At 42.7% G+C, this 24,464-nt stretch carries 23 protein-coding genes; 8 read left to right on the top strand and 15 right to left on the bottom strand.

The genetic code is table 11. The features are described 5' to 3' along the window. Positions 1-271: 271 nt before the first annotated feature. The 4 genes from BLR11_RS11940 to BLR11_RS11915 form a co-directional block, all read right to left on the bottom strand. Positions 272-487, bottom strand: a complete 216-nt coding sequence (locus tag BLR11_RS11940) for an ESPR-type extended signal peptide-containing protein (RefSeq protein ID WP_091652404.1) — start codon at positions 485-487, stop codon at positions 272-274. A 1,254-nt stretch (positions 488-1,741) separates the two neighbouring features. Then, a complete protein-coding gene (locus BLR11_RS11935; protein WP_176762977.1) occupies positions 1,742-3,904 on the bottom strand; it encodes a PTS sugar transporter subunit IIC/EAL domain-containing protein in 2,163 nt (720 codons plus the stop codon). A gap of 867 nt (positions 3,905-4,771) precedes the next feature. After that, positions 4,772-5,053: a helix-turn-helix domain-containing protein gene (locus BLR11_RS11920; RefSeq protein ID WP_091652391.1), complete on the bottom strand. Its 282-nt coding sequence runs from the start codon at positions 5,051-5,053 to the stop codon at positions 4,772-4,774. Beyond that, positions 5,043-5,408 carry a type II toxin-antitoxin system RelE/ParE family toxin gene (locus BLR11_RS11915; RefSeq protein ID WP_091652388.1) on the bottom strand — a complete coding sequence of 122 codons (366 nt, stop codon included), beginning with the start codon at positions 5,406-5,408 and terminating at the stop codon, positions 5,043-5,045. Before BLR11_RS11915 ends, BLR11_RS11920 begins: the two co-directional genes overlap by 11 nt. A gap of 259 nt (positions 5,409-5,667) precedes the next feature. Between BLR11_RS11915 and BLR11_RS11910 the strand changes: the two genes are divergently transcribed. Continuing rightward, positions 5,668-5,919: a YadA C-terminal domain-containing protein gene (locus BLR11_RS11910; protein WP_091652385.1), complete on the top strand. Its 252-nt coding sequence runs from the start codon at positions 5,668-5,670 to the stop codon at positions 5,917-5,919. A 64-nt stretch (positions 5,920-5,983) separates the two neighbouring features. Here BLR11_RS11910 and BLR11_RS11905 read toward each other — a convergent pair whose 3' ends face one another. Further along, positions 5,984-6,526: a cysteine hydrolase family protein gene (locus tag BLR11_RS11905; RefSeq protein WP_091652382.1), complete on the bottom strand. Its 543-nt coding sequence runs from the start codon at positions 6,524-6,526 to the stop codon at positions 5,984-5,986. 91 nt (positions 6,527-6,617) lie between these two features. Next, positions 6,618-7,670: an NADH:flavin oxidoreductase gene (locus tag BLR11_RS11900; protein ID WP_091652378.1), complete on the bottom strand. Its 1,053-nt coding sequence runs from the start codon at positions 7,668-7,670 to the stop codon at positions 6,618-6,620. Positions 7,671-8,028: 358 nt separating this feature from the next. Between BLR11_RS11900 and BLR11_RS11895 the strand changes: the two genes are divergently transcribed. The 3 genes from BLR11_RS11895 (at position 8,029) to BLR11_RS14000 (ending at position 9,816) form a co-directional block, all read left to right on the top strand. Further along, positions 8,029-9,018 (top strand): ATP-binding protein, encoded by a 990-nt coding sequence (locus tag BLR11_RS11895; RefSeq protein ID WP_218118801.1) that lies wholly within the window; start codon positions 8,029-8,031, stop codon positions 9,016-9,018. A 174-nt stretch (positions 9,019-9,192) separates the two neighbouring features. Next, entirely contained in the window at positions 9,193-9,606 is a 414-nt protein-coding gene (locus tag BLR11_RS11890) for a SoxR reducing system RseC family protein (protein ID WP_091652376.1), read from the top strand. A 24-nt stretch (positions 9,607-9,630) separates the two neighbouring features. Continuing rightward, positions 9,631-9,816 (top strand): hypothetical protein, encoded by a 186-nt coding sequence (locus tag BLR11_RS14000; protein WP_143006437.1) that lies wholly within the window; start codon positions 9,631-9,633, stop codon positions 9,814-9,816. Between the two features lie 117 nt (positions 9,817-9,933). On the opposite strand, the gene BLR11_RS11880 is transcribed toward BLR11_RS14000, so the two are convergent. Both BLR11_RS11880 and BLR11_RS11875 read right to left on the bottom strand, forming a co-directional pair. Beyond that, positions 9,934-10,782: a formate/nitrite transporter family protein gene (locus BLR11_RS11880; RefSeq protein ID WP_245675161.1), complete on the bottom strand. Its 849-nt coding sequence runs from the start codon at positions 10,780-10,782 to the stop codon at positions 9,934-9,936. 214 nt (positions 10,783-10,996) lie between these two features. After that, complete coding sequence (locus tag BLR11_RS11875) at positions 10,997-11,761, bottom strand: 4-hydroxy-tetrahydrodipicolinate reductase (protein WP_091652370.1); 765 nt, start codon at positions 11,759-11,761, stop codon at positions 10,997-10,999. Positions 11,762-12,297: 536 nt separating this feature from the next. On the opposite strand from BLR11_RS11875, the gene BLR11_RS14520 reads away from it, so the two are divergent. Continuing rightward, on the top strand, positions 12,298-12,948 hold the full coding sequence (locus BLR11_RS14520; protein WP_245675160.1) for a DUF389 domain-containing protein: 651 nt from the start codon (positions 12,298-12,300) through the stop codon (positions 12,946-12,948). Then, complete coding sequence (locus BLR11_RS14515) at positions 12,890-13,654, top strand: hypothetical protein (protein WP_245675159.1); 765 nt, start codon at positions 12,890-12,892, stop codon at positions 13,652-13,654. The genes BLR11_RS14520 and BLR11_RS14515 overlap by 59 nt, the downstream gene beginning before the upstream one ends. A gap of 30 nt (positions 13,655-13,684) precedes the next feature. Here BLR11_RS14515 and BLR11_RS11865 read toward each other — a convergent pair whose 3' ends face one another. The 3 genes from BLR11_RS11865 to BLR11_RS11855 all read right to left on the bottom strand — a co-directional run bounded on the left by BLR11_RS11865 (position 13,685) and on the right by BLR11_RS11855 (position 16,547). After that, positions 13,685-14,968 carry an ArsB/NhaD family transporter gene (locus BLR11_RS11865; protein WP_245675158.1) on the bottom strand — a complete coding sequence of 428 codons (1,284 nt, stop codon included), beginning with the start codon at positions 14,966-14,968 and terminating at the stop codon, positions 13,685-13,687. Between the two features lie 535 nt (positions 14,969-15,503). Then, complete coding sequence (locus BLR11_RS11860; protein ID WP_091652368.1) at positions 15,504-16,028, bottom strand: YeeE/YedE thiosulfate transporter family protein; 525 nt, start codon at positions 16,026-16,028, stop codon at positions 15,504-15,506. A gap of 3 nt (positions 16,029-16,031) precedes the next feature. After that, complete coding sequence (locus BLR11_RS11855) at positions 16,032-16,547, bottom strand: YeeE/YedE thiosulfate transporter family protein (RefSeq protein ID WP_091652365.1); 516 nt, start codon at positions 16,545-16,547, stop codon at positions 16,032-16,034. A gap of 251 nt (positions 16,548-16,798) precedes the next feature. On the opposite strand from BLR11_RS11855, the gene BLR11_RS11850 reads away from it, so the two are divergent. Further along, positions 16,799-17,653 (top strand): pirin family protein, encoded by an 855-nt coding sequence (locus BLR11_RS11850; protein ID WP_218118800.1) that lies wholly within the window; start codon positions 16,799-16,801, stop codon positions 17,651-17,653. Between the two features lie 356 nt (positions 17,654-18,009). Here BLR11_RS11850 and BLR11_RS11845 read toward each other — a convergent pair whose 3' ends face one another. The 4 genes from BLR11_RS11845 to BLR11_RS11830 all read right to left on the bottom strand — a co-directional run bounded on the left by BLR11_RS11845 (position 18,010) and on the right by BLR11_RS11830 (position 23,425). After that, entirely contained in the window at positions 18,010-20,304 is a 2,295-nt protein-coding gene (locus BLR11_RS11845) for a glycoside hydrolase family 3 C-terminal domain-containing protein (RefSeq protein WP_091652362.1), read from the bottom strand. A gap of 263 nt (positions 20,305-20,567) precedes the next feature. Beyond that, positions 20,568-21,491 carry a tyrosine-protein phosphatase gene (locus tag BLR11_RS11840; protein ID WP_176762976.1) on the bottom strand — a complete coding sequence of 308 codons (924 nt, stop codon included), beginning with the start codon at positions 21,489-21,491 and terminating at the stop codon, positions 20,568-20,570. A 525-nt stretch (positions 21,492-22,016) separates the two neighbouring features. Beyond that, the gene (locus tag BLR11_RS11835) at positions 22,017-22,682 is read right to left on the bottom strand and encodes a 3-oxoacid CoA-transferase subunit B (RefSeq protein WP_091652356.1); all 666 of its coding nucleotides are present in this window, start codon (positions 22,680-22,682) and stop codon (positions 22,017-22,019) included. Further along, positions 22,682-23,425: a CoA transferase subunit A gene (locus BLR11_RS11830; protein ID WP_091652354.1), complete on the bottom strand. Its 744-nt coding sequence runs from the start codon at positions 23,423-23,425 to the stop codon at positions 22,682-22,684. The genes BLR11_RS11835 and BLR11_RS11830 overlap by 1 nt, the downstream gene beginning before the upstream one ends. Positions 23,426-24,005: 580 nt before the next feature. Between BLR11_RS11830 and BLR11_RS11825 the strand changes: the two genes are divergently transcribed. Further along, positions 24,006-24,269 (top strand): LexA family protein, encoded by a 264-nt coding sequence (locus BLR11_RS11825; protein ID WP_091652351.1) that lies wholly within the window; start codon positions 24,006-24,008, stop codon positions 24,267-24,269. Positions 24,270-24,464 lie beyond the last annotated feature (195 nt).

Genomic DNA, 24,464 nt, shown 5'->3' with positions numbered 1-24,464 from the left:
AATCCTTTGAACAGTTTTTTATATTTCTTTTCTACCAGATTCCACGGGATGAATTCTGCTTTCTTGATCCAACGGTTGTTCGGATCCATTTGTAATCCCAAGGGTTGATTAAAATCTTCGAATGAAAGTTGTTTAGAAGGAGTTTTATACATTTTACGTCACCTGTGTGCAAGAGTTTTGAGCTGTTTTCCACCATACTCATGCACTTATTATACTACGAAACGCTGATGAATACTGCAGTGATGCATACTATTGGTTTGTGCAGTTTACATTAACTAGGCAGTGGAAAAAAAGGTCCCGGGGGAAACGCTGCATTAATGATTCCCGCATTGAACAGCATAAACATGGCGGCCATACTTGCCGTAACCACCCCGCTCTTTTTTCTCCTTACTTTTTTGCCTTTTCCGCCTCCCGTCGCTACAAATTCCGAGACGACGATCCAGCAGTTTTTAGTTTTACTCCAGACCACATTAAAAATCTTGTTCATATATATTCCTCCTTTGCCATAATAAGTTTGTAAGAAGAAATCCGCCAACTTACAGCAACTTATTGTACTCTATGCTTGTAGACTCCTGATACAATAATAAAAAAGTGCTATTCTATCGATACAATCAGGACCATCCTTGATTTGCATTTTCTATCTGATTAAAAAATTGTTTCCAAGCGAGAAGGCGGCTCTTCTCTCTATACTGTCTGTCAGTATACATACAGCTGTTACAAAATATTTCTGCTCTTTGTCTCGCATAAAAAAACAGCAAATCCACGCAGTTCCTTCTACAGCTGCTAGTAACCGACACAACATAGTGAAATTACCACAAAAACTATTTTCATTATTTTATAAGTATATATTCATACAAAACTTTATAAGTTTTAATTATTATACCCGATAATACTATTTGTTTTTTAATTTATTCACGAAATGCTGTTTATGTTGCACCAACTACAATACTCGTGTTTCTTTTATTCATACATGGTATTGATCCATTCCCATTTCCCCATCATATGCAAATATAAGAAACTACTCACTCCACAATCCAGCAAAATAATATAAAACAAAAGCTCAACCCACTCCGCAGCCAACTAACAAACTAGGCGTTGTATTCATTTTCTCACGTCACTATCCGCCTATCCCTTGTTAAGAAAACCAATGCAAATCAGGTATCCGTTTTCTATATATAGAGACTTTTTCCCTTTCTGTCAGCACACATATATTCTCATTGCCTCAAGTATGTCAAAAAACAGTAAGCTATATACGTACGTCTCTTAAAAATATACTAAACCAATAATATATTGAAATAAGAGACAAACATAAAGCTTTTTATATATACACTATTATTTTAATCACGATCGCCACGAACGAATATGCAACATATAAGTATAATAACCCCTAAAAACATAAGTCATATACTACTAGTCTTATTTTACTCGTATTTTAACCTTATTTTATAAACATGTCAATAGAAATATTAATTAAACATAAAATATTAAACAATGATTTGTAATTTTATTAACAAATATCATAATATACATTTACATATTAAAGTGTTACTATATTTCCATTATGCAGTCACAGTATACACCTTCATAACAATGGCATGTCCGTTCTGATTCTACATATGTGCATATATATTTAATCTTTCTGTTTTTCCTCCGTAAACAAAAAAAAGCGGCGTACCGGTCATAACGACCATGTACACCGCATCTTACGCATGCAGAAAATCTTCCGTACTCAAATCGCATATCACGTTCTTGCCTGACAATTTTCCATATCACACTGCCATTTTTTTACCGTACCCAGTATATCTTCAAGAGACACGGGCTTACTGTATAAATATCCCTGAAAAATATCACATCCCAACGCTTCCAGCTTATCCCGCTGGGCTGCGTTTTCCACATGTTCCGCTACCACCTGCATGTGAAGTGTCTTACTCATCGTAACCATAGATGCGATAATGATCTGATGATTGCGATTCGTCAGTACATCTCGTGTAATCGTACTATCCAGCTTGATCGCATCAAACAGATTTTCCTTCAAATAGGTAACCGACGTATGCCCCATACCGAAATCATCCAGCAAAAACTGATGTCCCTCCGCCTTAAGTCGGCTGATTTTTGCAATCGTCTGTATCGTATTATGCATGACCTCCTGCTCGGTAATTTCAATACTCAGCCGACTCGGTGCCACATTATATTTCTGCAGCGCCCGATGGATCTGCTGTTCCAAGCCCGCATGCTGCAAGGAATCGGCAGTTACATTGACCGAAATCGTATACGCCCCGCATAGTACTCTTTCTAAGCGGGAAATGGCCGCACAAGCCTCCTCAAAAACAAATTGATCCAGCTCCGCCATGACCCGGCCGATCCGGGCCAAAGCAATAATCAGCGGCGGATACACAAAACCCGCCTTAGCATGGTTCCAGCGCAGCAATACTTCTGCCCCCGTAAACCGTCTCCGATCATCAAACTGCGGCTGATACACCACGTACATGCGTTCTGAATGAAAATCACGCACCAGATCCTTCATCAGCGTCACCGCCGTCGCCTGATATTCACGCCCCAGTGCATGCAGCTGCAGCGCAGTGCCATCATGCTCCAGCTGACGGAAATATTGTTCCAGATGATGCACCCGTTCAATAAACTGCGCCTGCTTTATCTTTTCGTTCCAGGAAACAAACGGAATATATAGTAACACATCCACACACAGCAAAACCAACTGCAGTACCGGTCCCCGCCAGGACCCGGACGCCATATAACTATCCAGAAAAGGCGGCGTCGTCCACGAAAGATGCCGGGTAATAACAGGCAGGACATGAATCGCAGTAAAAAAATAAGCAATATTAAAATTGACCAGCGGCACCAGCACAAACGGAACCGCAAATACAGGATTCAAAATAATAGGAATACCGAAATTCAATATTTCGCTTACGTTAAACAATACAGGAAATGCAGCCGCCTTAGCAATCATACGCATTTCCTTATCCCTGCTCTTATAAAAAATAGCAATCACCAATGCCAGTGCAGAACCTGCCCCACCCATACACACATACGTACTGTTAAATGCGCTATTGATGATATAGCGAGGCTCCAATCCCATCTGCACGGCAGCAATATTCTGCTGCAGCAAGGAAGAATAATAATTCTGTGTAATGACATACAGCGAATACTGTCCGTGTATCCCCATCAGCCATAACATATGAACCAAAAAAGTATACAGGTTGCCCACCAACAGACGGCTCTCTTCGGCCATCGAAGTCACCAGATAATAAATAATCAGGTCTCCCGTCTGCTGCGCCGTAAATCCGCCCGTCATATAGATAAATCCTTGGTGCACCACTGCACAAAAAGTGACAACGCCAATCATGGGAAATAACGATCGAAAACTATCCATCGCCTGAAAATCCACGTGCACGCGATGAGAAAATCCCTGATCATATGTCGGCATATAGCGGAACAACACCACATACAGCCGGCCAGCAATAATAGCCGCCAGCAACGCAGAAAACATGCCCCGCATCCCTAAATAAGAAACATTAAAATGTCCGGTCCCGATCCCGGTAAAAATAAACAAACAGCAAATCGACAACACCGGCAAAAGAAGTGCATGATACAGCGGCAATCCCCATTTGCGTGCAATTCCCCAGCCGACGGCACCGCTCAAAAGCAGTGAAAAATATGCCGAACAGCTCGTATGAACCAGTTTCAAACCGGTATACACATACGTAAAAGAAGCATCCTTCAAAACCGCTTGATATGCCGGAATGGGCAAAAAAAGAAACAGCAAAACAAACGAATCAATAACAACGATCGGAATGATCAGCAGGTAGCCATCCTGAATAGCTCGCAACGTCCGACTTTTGGAAACTCGCACGGCTAAATCAAAAATACAGTTCTTATACTCATTCACCCTGATCCCCCGCAAAAAATGTGACGTGTAGTTCTCGTATACAGTATAACAACTTTTCCTCAATTTTTAAATCATTAACTAGTGAAAATTATACTTTGTTACGTATTTTTCTTTTTTGACAGACAAAATTGGATTGGCAACACTTTTCCGGACAATTTTTCAGAGGAGTGATTGCTTAGTGTTATTTTTTGCTAGTTGATAATGTATCCTTTATACGGAGAAACAAATTGACCGAATGATACTCTTTCAAATACACGTAACAGTTCATTTAAACTTTCTCTAATTTCTATACATCGTATATATTCTTTTCGATATATGGACTCTTTCATATACACTTTCTGAATATGAGAAAAACATTCAATATAAACGATATTATCTAAATCGATTACTTTTATGCCTCCACCAATAAGTTTAAAAATTGTTTTTATAGTGTGTAATCGATTATAGTAGAACATAATTTGCCTCATTTATACAAATTCTTATAAGTGTTTCTGCTTGTGTCGGTAATTGTGTCATTTTAAATGACGGTCCCCCCCCCACCAAACGAAAAGCAGCGTTCAAAATGCCAGACCGTATGGCAAATACTTTTTTAATAAATACAGAAAATTTGACTTTTTTCATGATCTGCTTTGAAATTGCATGAAGTAACACGATACCGGGAGAACATGGAAAAGCTTTTGATTCTGAAAGCCGGATCCTGTTCTTTCGGCAAAAATGCTAAAAACTTAACACAGACCTAATACCACAGATAACACAGGCCCTAAAAAGGCAATTAATGGAGTTCTACAACACATACGCAGGAGAAAAATAATAAGCCGACATATTACTGCCGGCCTTTTTGATGCGGATTATCATTTGATGGATATTCTATTTGATGTTTCCCACATAAAGAGTTTTGCCCAACGGTGCCAATACTTTAAGTACCGTATTCAAATTAGGTGATGTACTGCCTTTTTCCATTCTCGCAATGATCGGCTGTTTTACGCCACTTAATCTTTCTAACTCCTTTTGGCTGATTCCCTTTTGCTGCCGTGCCTGTATAAGTTCCCCAATCAATGCCACTCGGAGATCACTTGCGGCGTTTTCTTCCGGGGTAAAAAGTTCTTTTCTTGCATCTTCCCAACTATGACCGATCGCACTATTTTTCATAGGTAACACCCCTTTCTATTAAATCATTCAATTCTCGTTTGGCTTTATCTATTTCTTTCCGTGGTGTTTTCTGGGACTTTTTCATAAAATGATGCAGCAATACAAAACTGCCATTTTGCCACCCTACAAACAGTATCCTGTTCCGTATGGGCCGGAGTTCCCATATGTCCCCGTCTAAATGCTTAACGTAGTTTTCACTTAATTGTGTACCGTAAACGCTTAAAGCCTGTATATAATCGTTTATTTTGTTAAGTTTGATGCGGCTGTCTTTGTCTTTCCGATCTGCTAATTCATACATATACTCTAAGACTGGTTCATTGCCGCTTTTATCCTTGTAAAAGAATATCTTATGCAAGTATTTACCCCCTTTTCCTATCACAAGTATACTTTAAAGTTATCATGATGTCAATAACTCAAAAGTTATTAATCATGCCATACGTATTATTGATAAAAGTTGACATTCCACAATATAAAAGAGAACCGCCTACACATTGGCAGGCGGTAAAGGTGAGATGATTTCATTGTAATTTTAGTGGGCAGAAAGTGGGCAAACTTCCTTCAATTTGACGAGTTTTGACAAATTCGCAGCATGAGCGAAAAATCCCGACGAAAAATTGGACTTTGCCGTCGGCTATGGCAACTATAAAAATACCAACGCTGTAGCTATCGGCATGTTTTACCGCCCCAGTGAAAACACCATGGTAAGTACCGGTCTATCCATGGGCGGCGGAGAGAACATGGTAAACGCCGGGATGACCTTTAAAATAGGCCAAGGCGGAAATACCACAGCAAAACTCTCTCGAGCAACCCTGGAAAAGAAACTAGGCAAAGTCATAATAAAAACACGATCGCATAACGGCAGATGACCAGCGCTCTGTACTGGTCATCTGCCGTTATGTAATATATCCATGTTTTGTTTCCATCAATCCTTTATTTCTGCTGCAGGAATTTGTCTATTCCCATTACCGTCGCAAATGTTCCCTGCAACGATGCCATAATACTGTTATGGACGGTTTTCGCATCAATCGTTTCGCCTTTCCATACCAGGTCCTTCGTGGTACAGGCATCATCTATTACGGTGACCTTGTAGTCATAGTTTTGTGCTGCCCGCACGGTCGTATCAATGCACATATGGGTCATCATGCCTGCAATTACCAGCGTCTCTGCGTGGAGTGTATCTAATGTTTCCTTCAGTCCCGTTTGCAAGAAGGCACTGGGATAGTCTTTTTCTATGATGGTTTCCCCTGCTTGCGGCAGGACCGCTTCATTAAATCCCAGCAGATAACGTCCTTCCGCCTGGTCTCCAACAGGAAACCGATGCATGACGTGAATGACCGGTTTCTGTTCCTCTCTGAATTTTTTTAATAGAATGGCCGCTTTTTCTGCTGCTTTTTCAGGTTCATGTAATGGATATGCGCCTTCGGCAAAATACATGTTCTGAATATCAATTAAAATCAATACGTCCTGATTCATGTTGACACGCTCCTATCCCCTATGGAAATTTTCCCTATACCCCCAGATCTATCGTCTGCCTAGTTCAACGGACCTTCCTCGCTGCCAGTTTTTAAACGAACGGACAGGCGATGCCTTCTATGTTGCGGCATTGGTTGCAGGAAATGCAAGCCGCTTTATCTTGTCCCTGTGCCAATCGGCGGACCAGATCCGGTTCCCGTACAAAAGACCGGCTCATGGAGACCATGTCTGCCGTCCGGCTTTCCAAAACCTGTTCCATCACAGACCGGGAACGCAGGCCGCCGACCAGGATCACCGGGATATGGACTGCGTCCTTGACCATTTTCGCATTTTCCGCAAAATATCCTTCTTTTTCTTCCGTTGTGATTCCGAGCCAAGACAAGGAATTTTTAGGTTCCGATGTGACACCGCCGCTTACCTCGATAGCACATATGCCGAGCTGTTCCAGCCGGACGGCAATTTCCACGACATCCTGAATAGGAATAGCCGCCGTACCCAAAAAGCCACCCGAAGAATTCAGCTTGACCATAATCGGGAAATCCTCTCCTACCCACTGCCGGGATTGATGGACTATTTCGGTAACGATGCGCAGGCGATTTTCCACCGAGCCTCCCCACTGATCGGTCCGAAGGTTCGACTGCGGAGACAGGAACCGAGATAATAAATATCCATGAGCTAAATGCAGCTGTACCCCATCACACCCAGCCATCTGAGCCCGACGGACAGCCTGCGCATAGCAGCGGATGATTTCCTGTATCTCCGCCTCGGTCAGCGCATTGGTTTCTGCCGGTGCAACCCCATGCGTCGTTTCCAGCGTCGTCTGCACACCGGCATGAGAGACCTGAAGGACGACCTTTGCTCCATACGCATGAACGATTTCCGCCAATGTAGCATACCCTTCTATAAAAGAATCATCATACACGGCATTTTGTTTCGGTGACGCTTTTCCTCTCGGATATTCCACATACGAATGCGCCGTCACAATGAGCCCTACATCATTTTTAGCTAATTCTTCGTAAAACGCATACGAACGCGCTGTCAAATACCCGTTCTCATCGCCCAGCCAATCCTGTGTAGCGGATCGCACAAATCTGTTTTTGACGGTCATAGAACCGAGGGATAGGGGAGAAAATAAAATACTCATAAGATACCTTCTTTCTGTTTAACAAAGAATTTTTTTAGTTTAAAATGATCGTTTAATCGTATTGGCAATACCCTCCTATAACTCCATTGTAGCAAACTCCCCCCAGCTATTGCAACCGTAGTACACTCTCTCCCCTTAACAAATAGTGGTTTCCTCCCTTCACGTAGTATTTTCTTTCTCTCCCAACCCCAAAAACGAATACGTTTTCACCAAAGATACCCTTTACTGGGATACCTGGCTATACATGAATGGTAACGTAACATTTTAAACCGCTGATTATATAATATGAAAATTGCTGAATGAAATTGGCGAAAACTGCTGAATGAGATAAAATAAACATAAAACAGGAGTCGAAAGGGTGTTTGGAGCACTTTGTATAGAAGGACCTAAATGGTGTGGAAAAACGTGGACTTCATTAAATCATGCCGAAAGTGTTGTGTATATGGGCGATCCCACAAATAATTTTCAAAATCGAACGATGTCATTATATGAATCAGGAGATTCCAACGGACAAGTATCTTTAGCAGCGTTGTTTGATGGTAAGCTGCAACCTGTTGCTACGGGAGACGTAAATTTACGTCATCTAATTGATCTAACAGTGCGGGGAGGATGGCCGGGAAGCTTACACGTAGAAACTCCAATTTCGACAGAATTAACAAAATCATATCTTGATACTGTAGTGTATGAAGACATGTATAAAGTAGATGGTATCCAGCGAGACTATCAAAAAGCAATACTGTTGCTGCGATCTTTGGCGCGCAACGAATGCACGGTTGCAAGTAATACAAAACTTGTAAAAGATATACAAGAATATGATAATGAATCAATGGATCGAAATACAGTAAGTAATTATTTGGATATCTTTCATCGACTTTTTATTTTAGAAGATCAGCCTGCCTTTAGTCCCCATATCCGCGCTTCCATCCGAGTAGGAAAATCACCGAAACGTCACTATGTCGATTCTTCTTTAGCAGTAGCTGCACTGGGAGTTAATTCCACGATGCTGCTTCAAGATTTAAATACATTCGGATTTTTGTTTGAATCATTATGTGAACGTGATTTAAGAATTTATGCGGAAGCAAACGGGGGCAAACTATTTCATTACCGAGATGAGAAGGATAAAGAAATCGATGCCGTAGTAGAACTGTCCGATGGTCGCTGGGGCGCATTTGAAATTAAATTAGGGGCAAATCAAATTGATAAAGCGGCAGAACAGTTGCTAGCAATGAAGAAAATACTGAAGGAACATGAACCAGCCATTCTTTGTGTTATTTGCGGTATGTCCCATATAGCATATACGCGAAAAGATGGCGTGATGGTAGTTCCCATCACTTCGCTAAAGGACTAATCCGAACGCTCTATATACTTGTATCCAATACCACGCCAAACCCATGAAAGGATAAAAGAAACAAAAAATTTACAATTGATTTGAAGGAAGTATCTTGTATATTTAATTTTTCATGTTATAATGTATACAAAATTAGTATTTATTTAATAAGTAATGTTGAATGAGGTGATTTCTATGAAAACAGAAGTGGGAACCATTACCGCTATCAAGGATAATAATCTAGCCGAAGTAAAAGTCGGCAGACACTCTGACTGTATGGCTTGCGGCGCTTGTCCGGGTGCAGAAAACATCACGATCACAGCCATAAATACGCTGCATGCAAAACTCGGTCAAAAAGTAGAATTTGAAGTACGGGATGCCAATATTGTCATCGGTGCCTTTATCTGCTTCATCATGCCGCTGCTGGCCGCCTTAGTCGGTGCCTTAGCCGGAAGATTCGCTGCCCTCTCTTGGGGCTATGATATAACCCAAGCAGAAATCATAGGCGGGATCGCAGCCTTTGCCTTGGGCTTAGTAGGCGTGAAACTCTTTGATCGTTCCTTATCAAAAGCAGAACATACAAAGCCCAAAATTATTGCACTGGTATAATGTGCGGTGGGAGGTGATACACACATGACACTCTCAAAGAAACTGATTGGCCTAGTTGCCGCAGGTATTCTGGCCTTGGGAATCGGAGTCGGCTTTGCCGCAAATAGTACAGCTGATAGCAACGGACAATCGTACTACTGTGGATACGGCGCTCCCGGCGCTCCCGGTGCTTCCGCTGGTCGAGGCGGTTGTATGGGTTGGAATCGATAACAAAAATGGAACAGTAAAAAATGTATACCCATATGAAAAAAAAAAGACACAGCCGGCAGAATCTGCCGGCTGCGTCTTTTTCCGTGCTTTCATGACCGCACAATCCCTACACCCCGCTCAATGATTTGATAATTCACTGCTGACCTGTGCATACACAAGCAGCGTAAACACAAAAGTTCCTCCTATTATATTTCCAATACCCGTAGGCAGTAAAAAAGTAAAAAAATATTGATATAATCCCGCATCGCCATGAAAAACAGCATATGCCATTTCACAGGAACCAACAACAATATGGGCAAAATCTCCTAATGAAATAAAATACGTAAAAAATAAAATCATAAAAAAGCTAAAACTTCGTGACATCGGCATCATCCACACCACAGCGGCAATCAAAATCCCCGCCGGAATACCGCGAATTATATTTTCCATAGGTACCATATGGACCACATGGACAGCGATCTCATGCAATTGTACCGCCACATCGGCAGAAACCAATAATGAATTCGACAAAAAAGCCGCCGCCAGACAGGTACCTAGTAAATTAGACAATAAAACAATGCCCCAAAGACGCAGCACCTGAATAAATTTCCGCATTGACCGTTCATAAAACAAAGGAACAACAGTGGTGATCGTATTTTCGGTAAAAAGCTGCATCCGTCCCAAAATGACAATAATAAATCCAACGGTATATCCCAGACTAGCAATAAGATTTCCCCAAGAAACAAACGACGTATGCTCCATCAAAACCGCTTTAAATAAAAAAGAAGAAGAAATAACAATACCCGCAGCGATTCCGGAATAAATCAAAGCCTTCGTCGATCGATGCAATTCCTCTTCTCCATCCTGCCGAATAATTTCAAACAATAAATCCGGCGATAAACGCTCATATTCTTCTAATACTACTTGTTTCTTACACTCTTTTCTCATTTCCGGATCGTTGATATTACTGCATGAAAACCTATCCATCAACCAATCACCCCCATCTATACTATATGTTCCCATTATACTATTTTTTTCGAAAAGAAAAATAGTAAGAAGCCTTTATTTAAAAAAAGTGCCTCCCTACATAGAGAATGATATATCTGACATAGGAGAAGCACGTTACGCACTAACACGTTTATACTATTTTTCAACTATACGCTCCATACGGCACACTGCCGCACGCCATCCTCCCCGGATATCAATACACCGGTATATTTTCATGGAACATCTTCAAAAGAAACTGCTCCATGCTATACAATCCCGGCTGCTGATGAACAATGCGGTTGATCGCAAAAATAGCGCCCTGACCGAAAGCCGCCCGATTTGTGCTCTCATGGCTGATACGGATCGTTTGATTGGGAAGACCGAAAATAACCATATGCTTGCCGATTGTTTTCCCTACGCGGATAGAATGAATCAAGGACGGCGGCAAACGCAGCATATCCGCTATCTTTTTAGCCGTGCCGGACACGCTCTCCTTCTCCTTAAAATGCTCCTCTATGATCTCAATATCCGCATGAGGAGTTACTTTTTCCAATACTTGGGAAATAATCATCAGCAAATTGATCCCTATCGTTATATTCGGCGAATACAATATGGCCGCCTTTTCCTTGCACGACGTCAAAAGTGCCAAATCATCCGGTTCATAATGTGAAATAGCCGACACCACCGCGGTAGACTCGCCTATGTAATCCTTGTACAACCGAATCGCGGTACTCGTCGAAAAATCCACAATAACATCCACAGGCTTTTCCTTAAAAAACGTCTCAGAGAGGTCATCAATACTATATATAGGCCCCTCATCCACATGAAGACGCAAAACCTGCCCAGCAAATGCCGGTTCTGAATTCGGTGACTTTTTAACAACCCAAACTAACTCCATATTCGGCTCATGGATAAGCTCTTCTGCAACAAGCTTTCCCGTACGGCCAAATCCAAAAAGGCCCACTCTGATTTTTTCCATAATACCCTCCTTTATCATAATAAATTGATACAAAAAAAATAAATGGCACCTTTTAAGTATACCATATATATATCGCAGATTTCGATACTATAACAAAATAAGCATAAATATTTTATTATACTCCTATAAAACGCAAAAAAACAAGAAATTTATTAAAATATAAGAAAATAATACACCTGCATGTATAAAAAATAATTCATTTTTACGCTTTTTAAAAATTTGAAACGGACAAATTCTATTTTTATGATTTTAAATCCACTGCCATACTCCGTATGAATATGCCCATATTTTTTTATTATATATACAGATACCATGCCATTAGCACACATTATTCTAGCAATACACCGTCGTAACACCTTATAAGTTTTCTTTGCCAATTCTACTTTCAATTTTCATATCCCATATACATGCTGATTGTCATTCAATACGTGTACCACACATAGCTTTTTTCTCCATATAATTCACCGGATATACTGTATAATGCAGCGGTATGCTATAATACAATTATACAGAAATAAGAATAAGGCGGTGATAAGATGACAGACTTATTTGACTTAAGAAAAGACAGTGCCTCCATGGAAGAAATATACAATCGGATTGGAAAAGACTCTACAGTACAAGGTCCCAATCTAGTTATTTTAGTAACAGCTATTTTAATTGCCTGCGTAGGATTAAATATGAACAGCGTTGCCGTTATTATCGGAGCCATGCTCATATCCCCGCTCATGGGAGGTATTGTCGCCATCGGGTACGGAATGGCAACATATGATATCCAGTTTATTAAACAATCCGTTATTAAACTAGGATTCCAAGTCGGTTTCGCACTACTTGCTTCAACCATATACTTTTCACTCACACCTATTTCTACTCCCTCTTCAGAATTAATCGCCCGTACCTCTCCCACTATCTGGGATGTACTAATAGCCTTATGCGGGGGTATTGCCGGAGCCGTTGGAAATACGAGAATAGAAAAAAGCAACGTCATACCCGGTGTCGCAATTGCCACCGCACTTATGCCGCCTTTATGCACAGCCGGTTATGGCATTACCATGCACTCCTTAAATTTTTTTTGGTGGAGCTATTTACCTGTTTTTTATCAACGGTTTCTTCATCGCGCTGTCAAGTTTTTTGATTTTCAAAATACTGCGCGTGCCTGTAAAAGATGGAATTGGACGAGAACATTTTAAACGGCAGCAAACACTTCTATGGATTATCGGAATTCTGATTACTGTCCCCAGCATCTATATGGCCTATCAATCCGTAGATACCAACATAGCAGACGCTCAAGTAAAAAAATTTATTTCTAAGGAAGCTGACTTTGATACATCCAGCATTGTCTCATACCAATTTGATAATGGAATACTCACGATAGACCTGATCGGCATGCCACTAACCAATACCCAAATTACCAACCTAAAAAAATCTATGAAACACTACAGCAAATTAGACAATGCAGAACTACGAATCGTACAAGACAATAGTGGAGATTCACTAAACAAAGAACAAATACAGCAAATCATCAACACAAAAATAAGCAATGAAACCAAAGATGATAATGGAAAATCCTATAAAGAACTCGCCAATCAATACTATCCGGACTACAGACGAACAATCAACGATCAAAAAGTTATTCTGGCTCTCAAAGAACAAGCTCCTACACTCTTTCCGGAAATAATAAACATCCAAGGCGGCTCGATTGCCAGCATAACAGAACAACAAACCATAACGTATCAAACCTTTATTGCCTTTATCACTGTAAAAGAACAAATACCGCCAGCAGATGCAGAAAAATTAAAAAACTGGATCAGTCAACAAATAAAAATACCCGTCATACTATATATATCCCTCCCAAACAGTAATGAACAAGAGGTATATGGAAACGGAATCGAATAACGCAGAAAAATTAGGTCTTCCTCTACCATCCTACAAATACCGCCAGTATACGTATACGCTGCTAATGAGAACGGACAAAATCGTTATGGGAAACGCAATTTTCATATATCCGATAAAGGAGATCTGCTTTCCTCGTTTAGCCGCCATCGAGGCAACGACGACATTGGCACTGGCTCCGATCAGGGTTCCGTTCCCGCCAAGGCAAGCACCTAAGGCCAGCGACCACCACAGCGGATCCAGCTGCGTGATCCCCAGATTTCCCATATCCTTGATCAGCGGTATCATCGTCGCCACAAAGGGAATATTATCTACAAAGGCCGACGCAATGGCACTCATCCAAAGCACCAGCATCGCCGCAGCCGTCAGATTGCCCTGCGTAAGCTGCATCGCTTTCACGGCCAAATCGCGGATAACGCCGGTTTCCACCAGCCCGCCTACCAAAACAAACAATCCGGCGAAAAAGAAAATCGTAGCCCATTCCACCTTGCTCAGAACCTTGACGATCGTTCCTTCATCCCGCGTACAGCTGATGAGCAATAACAGTCCGGCTCCCGTAAGAGCAACCGTGGCCGTTTCCAAATGAAGGGCCGTATGGAAAATAAAAAAGGCAATCGTAATAACCAAAACCAGCAAGCATTTTCTCAGCAGCCCCGGCTGACTGATCTGCTTACGCGCTTGCAGCTTCATGATCTGATCCTGCAGCACCGGCATCGTGCGCAGCTGTTTCCGATAGAACACCACCAACAAAGCCATCACGATAACAAAAATAAAAAAGCTGATTCCCATGACATTGCCGATAAAATCCATAAAATCCAATCCGACCGCGCTGCCGATCATAATATTCGGCGGATCCCCGATCAATGTCGCCGTCCCGCCTATATTTGATGAAATAATCTGGGAAATCAAAAAGGGCTTGGCCTCCATCTGCAACTGTGTTGTAATACTCAACGTGATCGGCACGATAAACAACACCGTTGTAACATTATCCAAAAAAGCCGAACAAAGCATGGTAAGCGTAGACAAAATCACCAGCAATGCCACCGGCTTGGCTTTGACCTTCTTTGCCGACCAAATAGCCAGAAAATTAAAAAGCCCCGTCTCACTGGTAATATTGACAATGATCATCATCCCGATCAAAAGTCCCAAGGTGTTGAAATCAATATACCCGATAGCCCTCTCCTGCGTCAAAATCCCGCAAAGGATGACCAGTATCCCCCCCACAATACCCACAATCGTGCGATGAACTTTTTCAGAAACGATCATCACATAGGCAACCAAGAAAATAATGATCGCCATCAATGTTTTTATTTCCACCGCTTCAACACTCCTTCCGGCATACTCATGCCTGCAAAAAATCAAATACACAACAGGCAGATACCAAAAGAGGGCCTATCCCAGCCCTCTTATACCTTACACTGTTCCTCATATAAATTAAGTATAACATACGTCTCATTTTCTCTTCAATACCCCTTACAATTCTGACGATATTCTGTTTTTAATTGGCTAATTTCAGCATCTAAATAGCCACCACTCCTATCCTAAAAAATGGTGGGATAGGAGAGCGGCATCGCATGAAAGAAATTTGCGGGTTTCTGCAAAAATGTTCAATAGAAGTTGTAAAAACAATGTGACAGGCGTGTAATCATATTGAAGAAAATTACGGGTTTCTGCAAAAATATTCAATACAAGGAGGACGTGTGACATGGAAATGTAACTACTATGCCATACTTCAACATATGTCATTCCCCTACAGGATTTCGGTGTATATACACGATGCATGTCCTTGCCAATCTTCCTACCCATCCCACCTTGTCAGCGAAATACGATAAAAAAACATCGTTCCTCTCTCTTACAACCCCTTCTTTTCAAACCAGCGGAACAATAGTACCACAAACACCGTCATGCAAAAAATAACGACCCAATGCGATACGCCAAGGACCTGGGGGATCGTGATTTTCCCATAATTGCCCCACGTCAGTACCGTCTTGGACAAATACGGATAGGCTTCTGCATATAATCCGGCTCCCACCAGCATGCCGGCAATCCCCCAAACAGCATCCAGCCGGCCTTCTCCCAAGGCCCCCAAAGACGTACCGGGACAATACCCCAGCAGCGCCCAGCCGACACCAAAAATAAGACCGCCAATCACGACGCCGCCTAAAATCGTCGGCTTCAACGACAACTCAACCAGTTGAAAATCATACAATACATACACACCGATCATGGCCGTCACAATATGAGACAACATAAATTTCATGATCGTCATATCCTTCAATAACAAGGCCCCCAGTTGCACATCATAGCGGATAACATGACTGCGCTGCAAAAGGAAACCAAAAAGAATGCCCGTAATAAGACCATATACCAACATCATATGCTATCCCCCCTTTTTCCCATACAGCAAGCGAGCGGCAATCAACCCGCCGATAAAGAAACAAGCCAACGCAATATACCCGCTCACCGCTAGCTGCAAGCCGCCGCTAAGTCCATGTCCGCTCGGGCACCCATCTGCCAGCCGTGCGCCAAACATGGCAATACCACCGCCTAAAAATGCCGCAACCGCCCGCCGCGATACGGACGAACCAAACCGTGCCGCCCACCGGCCGGGAACCCACTGTACCGTAAAATCCTTGTATAAAAAAGCTGCGATACAAGCTCCCACGGCGATCCCCAGGACAAACATCCATTGCCAATCAATCACGGGCATCTCCTTTAAGAAATATGGCATACTCGCTACCCTATCCGGAGAAAAAATCTGCTCGATCATGCCTGTAGACCGGACAAACGTAGTAGAAGCCCCGAAAAACTTACCCACAAACCAAATCGAACCAATAGAAACAAACCCGCTCAATACGCCGCACACATATACATTCCAACCCTTTCGATTTCTCACAGCAAGCACCTCCTGTCTTACAATACCGCACACATGATACCTAATACTATTTATATTCTACAACACTTTTCTCATATCCTTTTTTCTCGTCCAAAAACGGCGAGGTTAGATCTTTCCCCTTGCATCTTCCTCTTCCCCATAGACTTCCCAAAAAAATCATTGTACAATGAAGATACATCACAGCACTTCCGAAGTCCGATTTGGAGTGCTACACATAGCATGAATACAGACCATACGATAGGAGGCGTTATATGATGGAAACAAAAGAAAGACAAGTCCTGCAGAAAATACAAGGAGCCCGCACCGTCGATGGAGCCGGTGTACATCTGGTACGTGTTTTGGACAACCGTACCGTCGGTCCCTTCGATCCGTTTTTGATGCTGGACTCCTTTGACAGTCAAAATCCCGACGAATACACGGCCGGGTTCCCCCTGCACCCGCATCGGGGCATTGAAACCATCAGCTACGTCTACAACGGGAAAATGGTTCATAAAGACAGCCTCGGCAACGAAGACAGCATTACCGACGGCGAAGTACAATGGATGACCGCAGGCTCCGGCATTCTTCACGAAGAACAAGTCCCCGCCGTCAAGAACCTCTTGGGCGTGCAGCTATGGCTCAACCTTCCCGCGGCGGACAAAATGGCTCCCCCCATGTATCACAGCATCAAGCAGGCCGACATTCCGGAAATCTCCTTACCCTGCGGCAAACTCCGTCTCCTGGCAGGCTCATATAACGAACACCCAGGCTATCAAAGCCGCTATCTGCCGCTCGACTACTACGACATCCATATGAACCCTCATACGACCCTTACGCTCGATACCGACGCGTATCGGTCGGTGATACTCTTTACACTGGTAGGAAATATACGCATCGGCAATGAAACCATAGCAGAAAAAACAGCCGTCAACCTCTCTGCCGGAAACACCCTCACCCTCGACAATGAAGACACCCCGGCGCAAGTTCTGTATATGAGCTCTACCGCCCTTCACGAACCCGTAGCCTGGGGCGGCCCCATCGTCATGAATACGCAGGACGAACTAAGAAAAGCCTTCTCCGAACTAAAAAACAATACCTTCCTCAAAGAAAAAACCACCTACAAATAAAGCAGAGGACAATAAAAGCGGACAGCACCTCCCATGGAGGTACTGTCCGCTTTTATTGCTTTTTTACATTTTCTACAAAAAAACTAGACTTTACTCTGTCGCCAACGGAAATAATGACATCTAAATTATAATATGTAAGTTGCGGCGGCCTCACGAACCCGTGATCTGAGGCGGTCCCATCGTCATAAATACGCAGGACGATATAGAAAAAATGTTCCAATTAAAAGAGGATTGCATCAAGAACAGCGTATATGAGGGAAATAAACAGATCTTTTATATGGAATTTTCTCACACTTCCTGCTTGTGTCCCCAGTGTCATACCCGAACTTCCCGGATTAAAGTTTTGCAACCTCAGACTATGTTTTTTGTCTGCAGATTTTCTGTATTTCATCAACTATTCGCATCACCTCAACATCCGTCATGACGCCAAAGTTTCGTAAAGCACGTATGGGCAAATACCGGACCATCTGAGTAAAAACCTTTTCCGTTTTTGCATTTCTATCTCTGCCCAAAAGTCTTTCCACATAGGGCAACACTTCTTTTTCTGTATATTGCTTTGTCCATGAATGCTGCAGCAAATCTCCAAGCATCATATCGGGATTAATTGGGAAGCATGGCGGCCTATGATCTGCCTGCTCATTAATCAGCGAAATCAGGGCCTTGCACAGCAGATTCTGAGAGGATTTTCCAACTGCAAGCATATAGCTTCCGCTGTCAAACCACCATGTATGCTGAAAGCTATCATACCAGCAAAAATCTCTCACCGTAAGCGTAAAACATACACTTTTACTTTCTCCTGGTTCCAAATAAATACAGGCAAAATCGCGCAGCTCTTTTTCCGGATGCGGTACCACTTCTGTTTGATCCGCCATATACAGCTGCACAACCTCTCTTCCTGCCCGATCTCCAATATTTTTCACTGTAATCTCTGCTGTCAGTACAACATCTTTAGAATTTGCGGCCGATACGGCTTGCTTCTTTTGACGCACTACCAGTTTTCCATAGGCAAATTGGGTATAACTCAATCCATAGCCAAAGGGATACAATACAGACAATTTCTTTTTTTCATAATACCGATAACCAACAAAGATTCCTTCACTATACGGAATGGAATATGAATTCCCGCTATATCCTGGATAGGACGGAATATCCTCCAAACGCTGGGGAAATGTTTCTGCCAGTCGTCCGGACGGATTGGCTTTTCCAAACAGTATATTCCATATGGCCGCTCCGACACCTTCACCACCCAAGTACAATTCCAGGATACCCTGTACCGCTGACTCCCACGGCATCTCAACAGGTGACCCGTTTTGCAGAACTACAATAACCGGCTTATGTAAAGCCGTCAGACGAAAAATAAGCTCATTCTGTACCGCTGGCAGACGCATATGGGATCGGTCATATCCCTCCGATTCATAGGACTCCGGTAATCCGGCAAATACGACAATTTTATCGGCCATCATAGCCGCAGTCTCTGCTTCCTTTAAAAGACGTTCCTCCCGATGGTCATTAGCAGCACGGAAGCCCTTGACATAATGACTTGTCTCATGCGTCATGATCCGTTCCAGTACAGTCTCTACCTGAAAAGCGGCAATATGCGAACTGCCTCCTCCCTGATACCGAGGATGCTCTACAAATTCTCCTACAAACAATATTTTTTCTTTTGCCTGTAAGGGCAACACCTGACTGTTTTTCAATAAAACAATGCAGCGTTCAGCAGCTCGAATGGCTCGTTCATGATCTTGTGCAAGAGAACAAGTTTCCTGTTTCTCTGTCACTCGGTTTTCATGACAGCGCTGTGCCAATGCAGCAACTCGTCCAGCACAGGTATCAAGTTCTGTTTCTAAAAGTACACCTTTATGCAGCGCGGTCTGAATGGCTTCCTTATTTTTACCGCCATTTCCCGGCATTTCTAAATCCATTCCTGCTGAAATTCCCAACGGACGATTGCTCACAGCGCCCCAATCAGAAATTACACAACCTGCAAAACCCCATTCTTTTCTCAATATATCTTGAAGAAGCCATTTATTTTCTGAAGTATATACCCCATTCAACCGGTTATATGAACACATGATTGTCCATGGCTGTGCTTTATCAACCACTGTTTCAAATGCATGCAGATAAATCTCACGCAGCGTCCGTTCATCAACATCAGACGAGCTGTACATCCGCTGATTTTCCTGATTATTCACTGCAAAATGTTTAGGAGAAGCACCAATATGTTTAGATTGCAGTCCCTGAATATAGGCTGCCGCCAATTCTCCCGTCACGCATGGATCCTCGGAAAAATATTCAAAATTACGACCGCAAAGTGGTGAACGCTTAATATTCATAGATGGGCCCAACAGGACATCTATCCCCTCAGCCTGACATTCTCGGCCCAATGTTTGCCCAATTTCTACCAGAAGTTCCCTATCAAAAGAGGCGGCCAAAGCGGCTCCGGAGGGAAAGCATATTGCGGTTAACGACGGATTCGTCCCCAAATGATCTGCCTGCCCGGTCTGTTTACGTAGTCCATGCGGGCCATCGCTAAATCTTGTCTCTTGAATATGCAGACGTGGGATTTCCTGCGTACACCAAAAATCCTTTCCTGAGCATAAATTTATTTTTTCTTCCAGCGTCAATGTGTTTGCATTTTGACCATTTTTCATATTCCATCACCCTCACATTCTAATGAAACTTTACAACCTCTTATATAAAGTTTTTTACAAAACTCCCACGTTACATTAACGAAAAATACTATTTATCTCACGCCGCCTGTTATATTGATAAGCCAGATTGAAAATATGAACCCCACAAACGATATATCGGCCAATCATCCTCCCTTGCACTAAAATCTGCATTTCTATCAATGGACTGGGCACATTTTTAATAATCAGAAAACTTTTATTCCTTATCCGTGCACGAAAAAGAACTACTCCAAATAACGTCTCTGGAGCGCTTGAATATCCCTATCCGTAAGACCAATTCCCTTTTTCAGGAAATTATGCATCGTACCATATTCCTTCTCCACAGCAGTGTAAAAGCTTTCAATAATTTCTCTATCGACACCGGTCAGCTTTGGCACGATTATCAGTACATGCGGATCTCTCGTCAATTTATTCGCCTCGGTCAGCATATACTGGATTGTCGAAGCATCAAAATCATTTGTAAGAAGATAATCCCTAATAATCGTCTCACGATCAACCCCAAGAGCTGAAAGAGTCAAAACCGCAGCGATTCCCGTCCTATCCTTTCCTCCCGTACAATGCCACAGTAAAGCCCCTTCACGAGGCTTCAGCAGTTCCTGAAAGAATGCCCGGTATTGATGACGTGAATATTCTGATGTTACAATGGGCACATACATTTGCGTTGAATACACACCTGCCTTGATAGCCTGTACCATTCCATATGCAGGATTATCTGCTTCCGGAGTTCCTTTGGCTGGCGGCTGAAACATATTGGCTATCATCGTATTAGAATGACTCTGAACATCTTCGTTCAGAATCTTTAACCATACATTCTTTACCCCTGGCAGCTGAGGATCCATAGCCTGTGACCGCTCAGTACTCGTGCGAAAATCAATAATTTCCTTAAGCTGATAAACCTGAAGAAGTTTTCCCTTATCGGATTTTGTAGCCTTGTCCAATTTTCCACTTCGCAACAAAAGCCCTTTCCGTACATGCCGTCCATCCATAGTCGCATAACCGCCTATATCTCGAGCATTTTCCACGCCAGACAATCCTAAAGATACCTGCTCCATTCCATCAGACATCCTTGCCTCGGCCATTCCACCGGCAAACACCACTCCCACTGCTGATATGACACAAATCTTTTTCAACCATTTACAAAATCGCATATAGTATTCCCTCCTGCACATCTATTTTTAACTTTCACAGCCTGTCACGCCCTATATCCGAACCAATTCCTGAATAATTTTCCACCATCTATTATCTTACTCCTCGTCATAGTATAACAAACAATATCCTGCCTTACGTTTCATACTACACCAAATGTAGTTTATTTTGCACAAAACAGCCTTAGCGATAGATTTAATTCTGCTGCTCGTTTTATTTTATTTACGACTACACCTATAGTACTAATATACTTTAATTTCGTTCTAGTTTAAAAAGTAAACCCAATCCGATCAAAAATACCCTCTATCATATTTGTACCTATAGAGCGTCATTTTCAAAGATAGTTAGTGTTAGACTAAAAAAACTAAAAAACAATACCGTCCTCAAAGAAAAAAACACCTATAAATAAATCAAAACAAAAGTGCATCCCCAATCCACCCCATACAAAAACGCTCCCAGAGATATATCCTATATCTCTGGGAGCGTTTATACACCTATCCTACATGACGTGTATACCAGATACGGTTTTACGCCAGACGATATTCGCCTACGTTTTCCGCTACGGTAAAGTCAGCTTCTGTGATGTTCCGTATGTCCTCTACCGTTTTTCCGGCTGCCATTTCCGTCAGCACCAGCCCCTTCGGCTGTACCGTAAACACAGCTTGTTCCGTAATGATGATATCAACGATTCCGGCACCCGTAAGCGGCAACGTGCAGTGTTTCTTTATTTTAGATTCTCCCTGCTTATTGGTATGCAGCAACATCGCAACGACCTTGCGGGCTCCCGCTACCAGATCCATGGCGCCTCCCGGTCCCGGCGAGTATCGTTCTGGTGCCACCGGCAATGCCCAGTTGGCAATATTTCCCTCTTGATCTACTTCCAGTGCCCCCAGGAAGGTCCCGTCCATATGCCCGCCGCGGATCATGGTAAATGCCGTCGTCGAGTCAAAGATTGCGGACCCCTTCACTAAGGTAATCGGCTGTCCGCCTGCATTGGCGATATCCGAATCATAGGTATCCACTGTCGGTGTCCCACCAAATAACAAACAACCGTTTTCTGACTGTAAAATAACTTCAACGCCTTTAGGAACAAAATTAGCAACACTCGTCGGCATGCCGAAACCAAGGTTAACATATTCTCCATCCTTCAATTCCAATGCCGCTCTCCGCGCAATACGTTCTTTATCCTTCATTATACTTCCTCCTTTGCGGGTGTAACCGTTTTCAAGAAACCGGCCTTGTACCACAAATCACCCAAAACCTGCTGCTGTTCCTCCAGACTGTTTCCCTGTACGACAGCATCCACAAAAATTCCCGGAGTTCCTACCTGGTTGGGGTCCATCTCTCCAACCTCCACGATCTCGTTCACTTCTGCTATCGTATACGCAGCAGCCGTCGCCATTACGGGATTACTATTAATCGCTGCGCCGCGGTACTGCACATTACCCATCCGGTCTCCTCGAAATCCCTTGATAAAGGCAAAATCCGCCTTAAGAGGCGTTTCCAGTAAATATGTCTTATCCTCCACAACGATCTTTTGCTTGCCCTCTTCCAAAATAGTACCCAAGCCGGTAGGAGATAACACGCCGCCTAACCCGGCACCTGCCGCTCTGATTTTTTCTATAAAACTCCCCATGGGATGATATTCAATATCAATCTCTCCTGCTTTATACTGCTGGATCGCTTCAGGACAAGTCCCGGCATGGGAGGTAATCAATTTCTTCACCATCCGGTGCTGGAACAAAGGAGCTATATCGAAATTACCAGCCGGACTGGCACTCACAACAGAAATAATAGTCAAATCTGTAGGTCCCTTTTCAATCAACTTCTCGATGCATCGCAACGGCACTCCCACACCCAGAAACCCACCGATCATGATAGTCGAACCACTCTTAATATGCTGCATAGCTGTATCCAACGATATAACTTTGTCCATATTATACTCACCTCACAAATCAAAAAGATAATAAAAAGTTATAAATATAAATATTTATTGAACAATATATATTAATTAATAACAATTGTTTATAGCTCATTATACAATAATTATTATCATTTGTCAATTCATATAAATGAGATAGGTTTCTCAGTACCTATCCCCTGACAAGAGAGCCTAGGTCAACTGAATCTTTTTTAATCACAGCGCCCTAAAAGCCGCTCTTGTCAGGAGATACACAGAGAGCTGCTTTTGCAGGAACGTAGTGACGCACAAAAGTATGCGAACCGCTTAGTTTGTCTATCAGGTGGATTCGGACATGATTTCCGTCCGAAGACGGAGAGGTTAGACATTGCCCTTTCCTCGTTTTAGCACTTTTCCAGACATAAAATTTCTTTAATTCGGAAGAAAAAGTGCAATCACACACAAAATCCCCCGATACAGATCCGTATCGGGGGATTCCTTTCTTACTTATGCTACGCCAGAGAACGTCAACATCGTTGTTTTTTCTTTTTTTGCATCATAATGGCCAATATTTGTTTGTCTGTTTCGGCCATTCCTTGACAAGCTCACCCTGCGCATGGAAGGAGACAGCATGGCCGAAGCCCGCATCAAAGACGGCGACATCGTCTTCATCAGTAAGCAGGACACCGTAGACGACGGAGAAATCGCCGCCGTCCTGATTGCCGACACCACCACCCTCAAGCGTATATACCATATCGGAGAAAAAATACAATGCATGGCAGAAAACCCGAAATACAAACCCATCTACTTTGACACAGCCGACACCCACACCTTCAAAATTCTGGGAAAGGCTATCGCCTTTTACAGCGAAATCGAATAAAAAATATAGAAGGAGCAAAGAACCCCTGCGCACTACAAAAAAAGTACGAACTGCAACCAGTCCGTACTTTTTAATGACCCTGAAAATAGCTTTTTCATATGGCGAATTGTCAAGTCAAGTGCGACAGTTCGTGTAAAAAGACTTCAATAGCAGATTTCCAACCTAAACATTTTCGTGGTCTTGAATTAATCAGAA

This window comes from Megasphaera paucivorans, assembly GCF_900103535.1.
GTDB lineage: Bacteria > Bacillota > Negativicutes > Veillonellales > Megasphaeraceae > Megasphaera_A > Megasphaera_A paucivorans.
The sequence above is the reverse complement of the archived record's forward strand: the minus strand, read 5'-3'. Positions and strand labels throughout refer to the sequence as shown.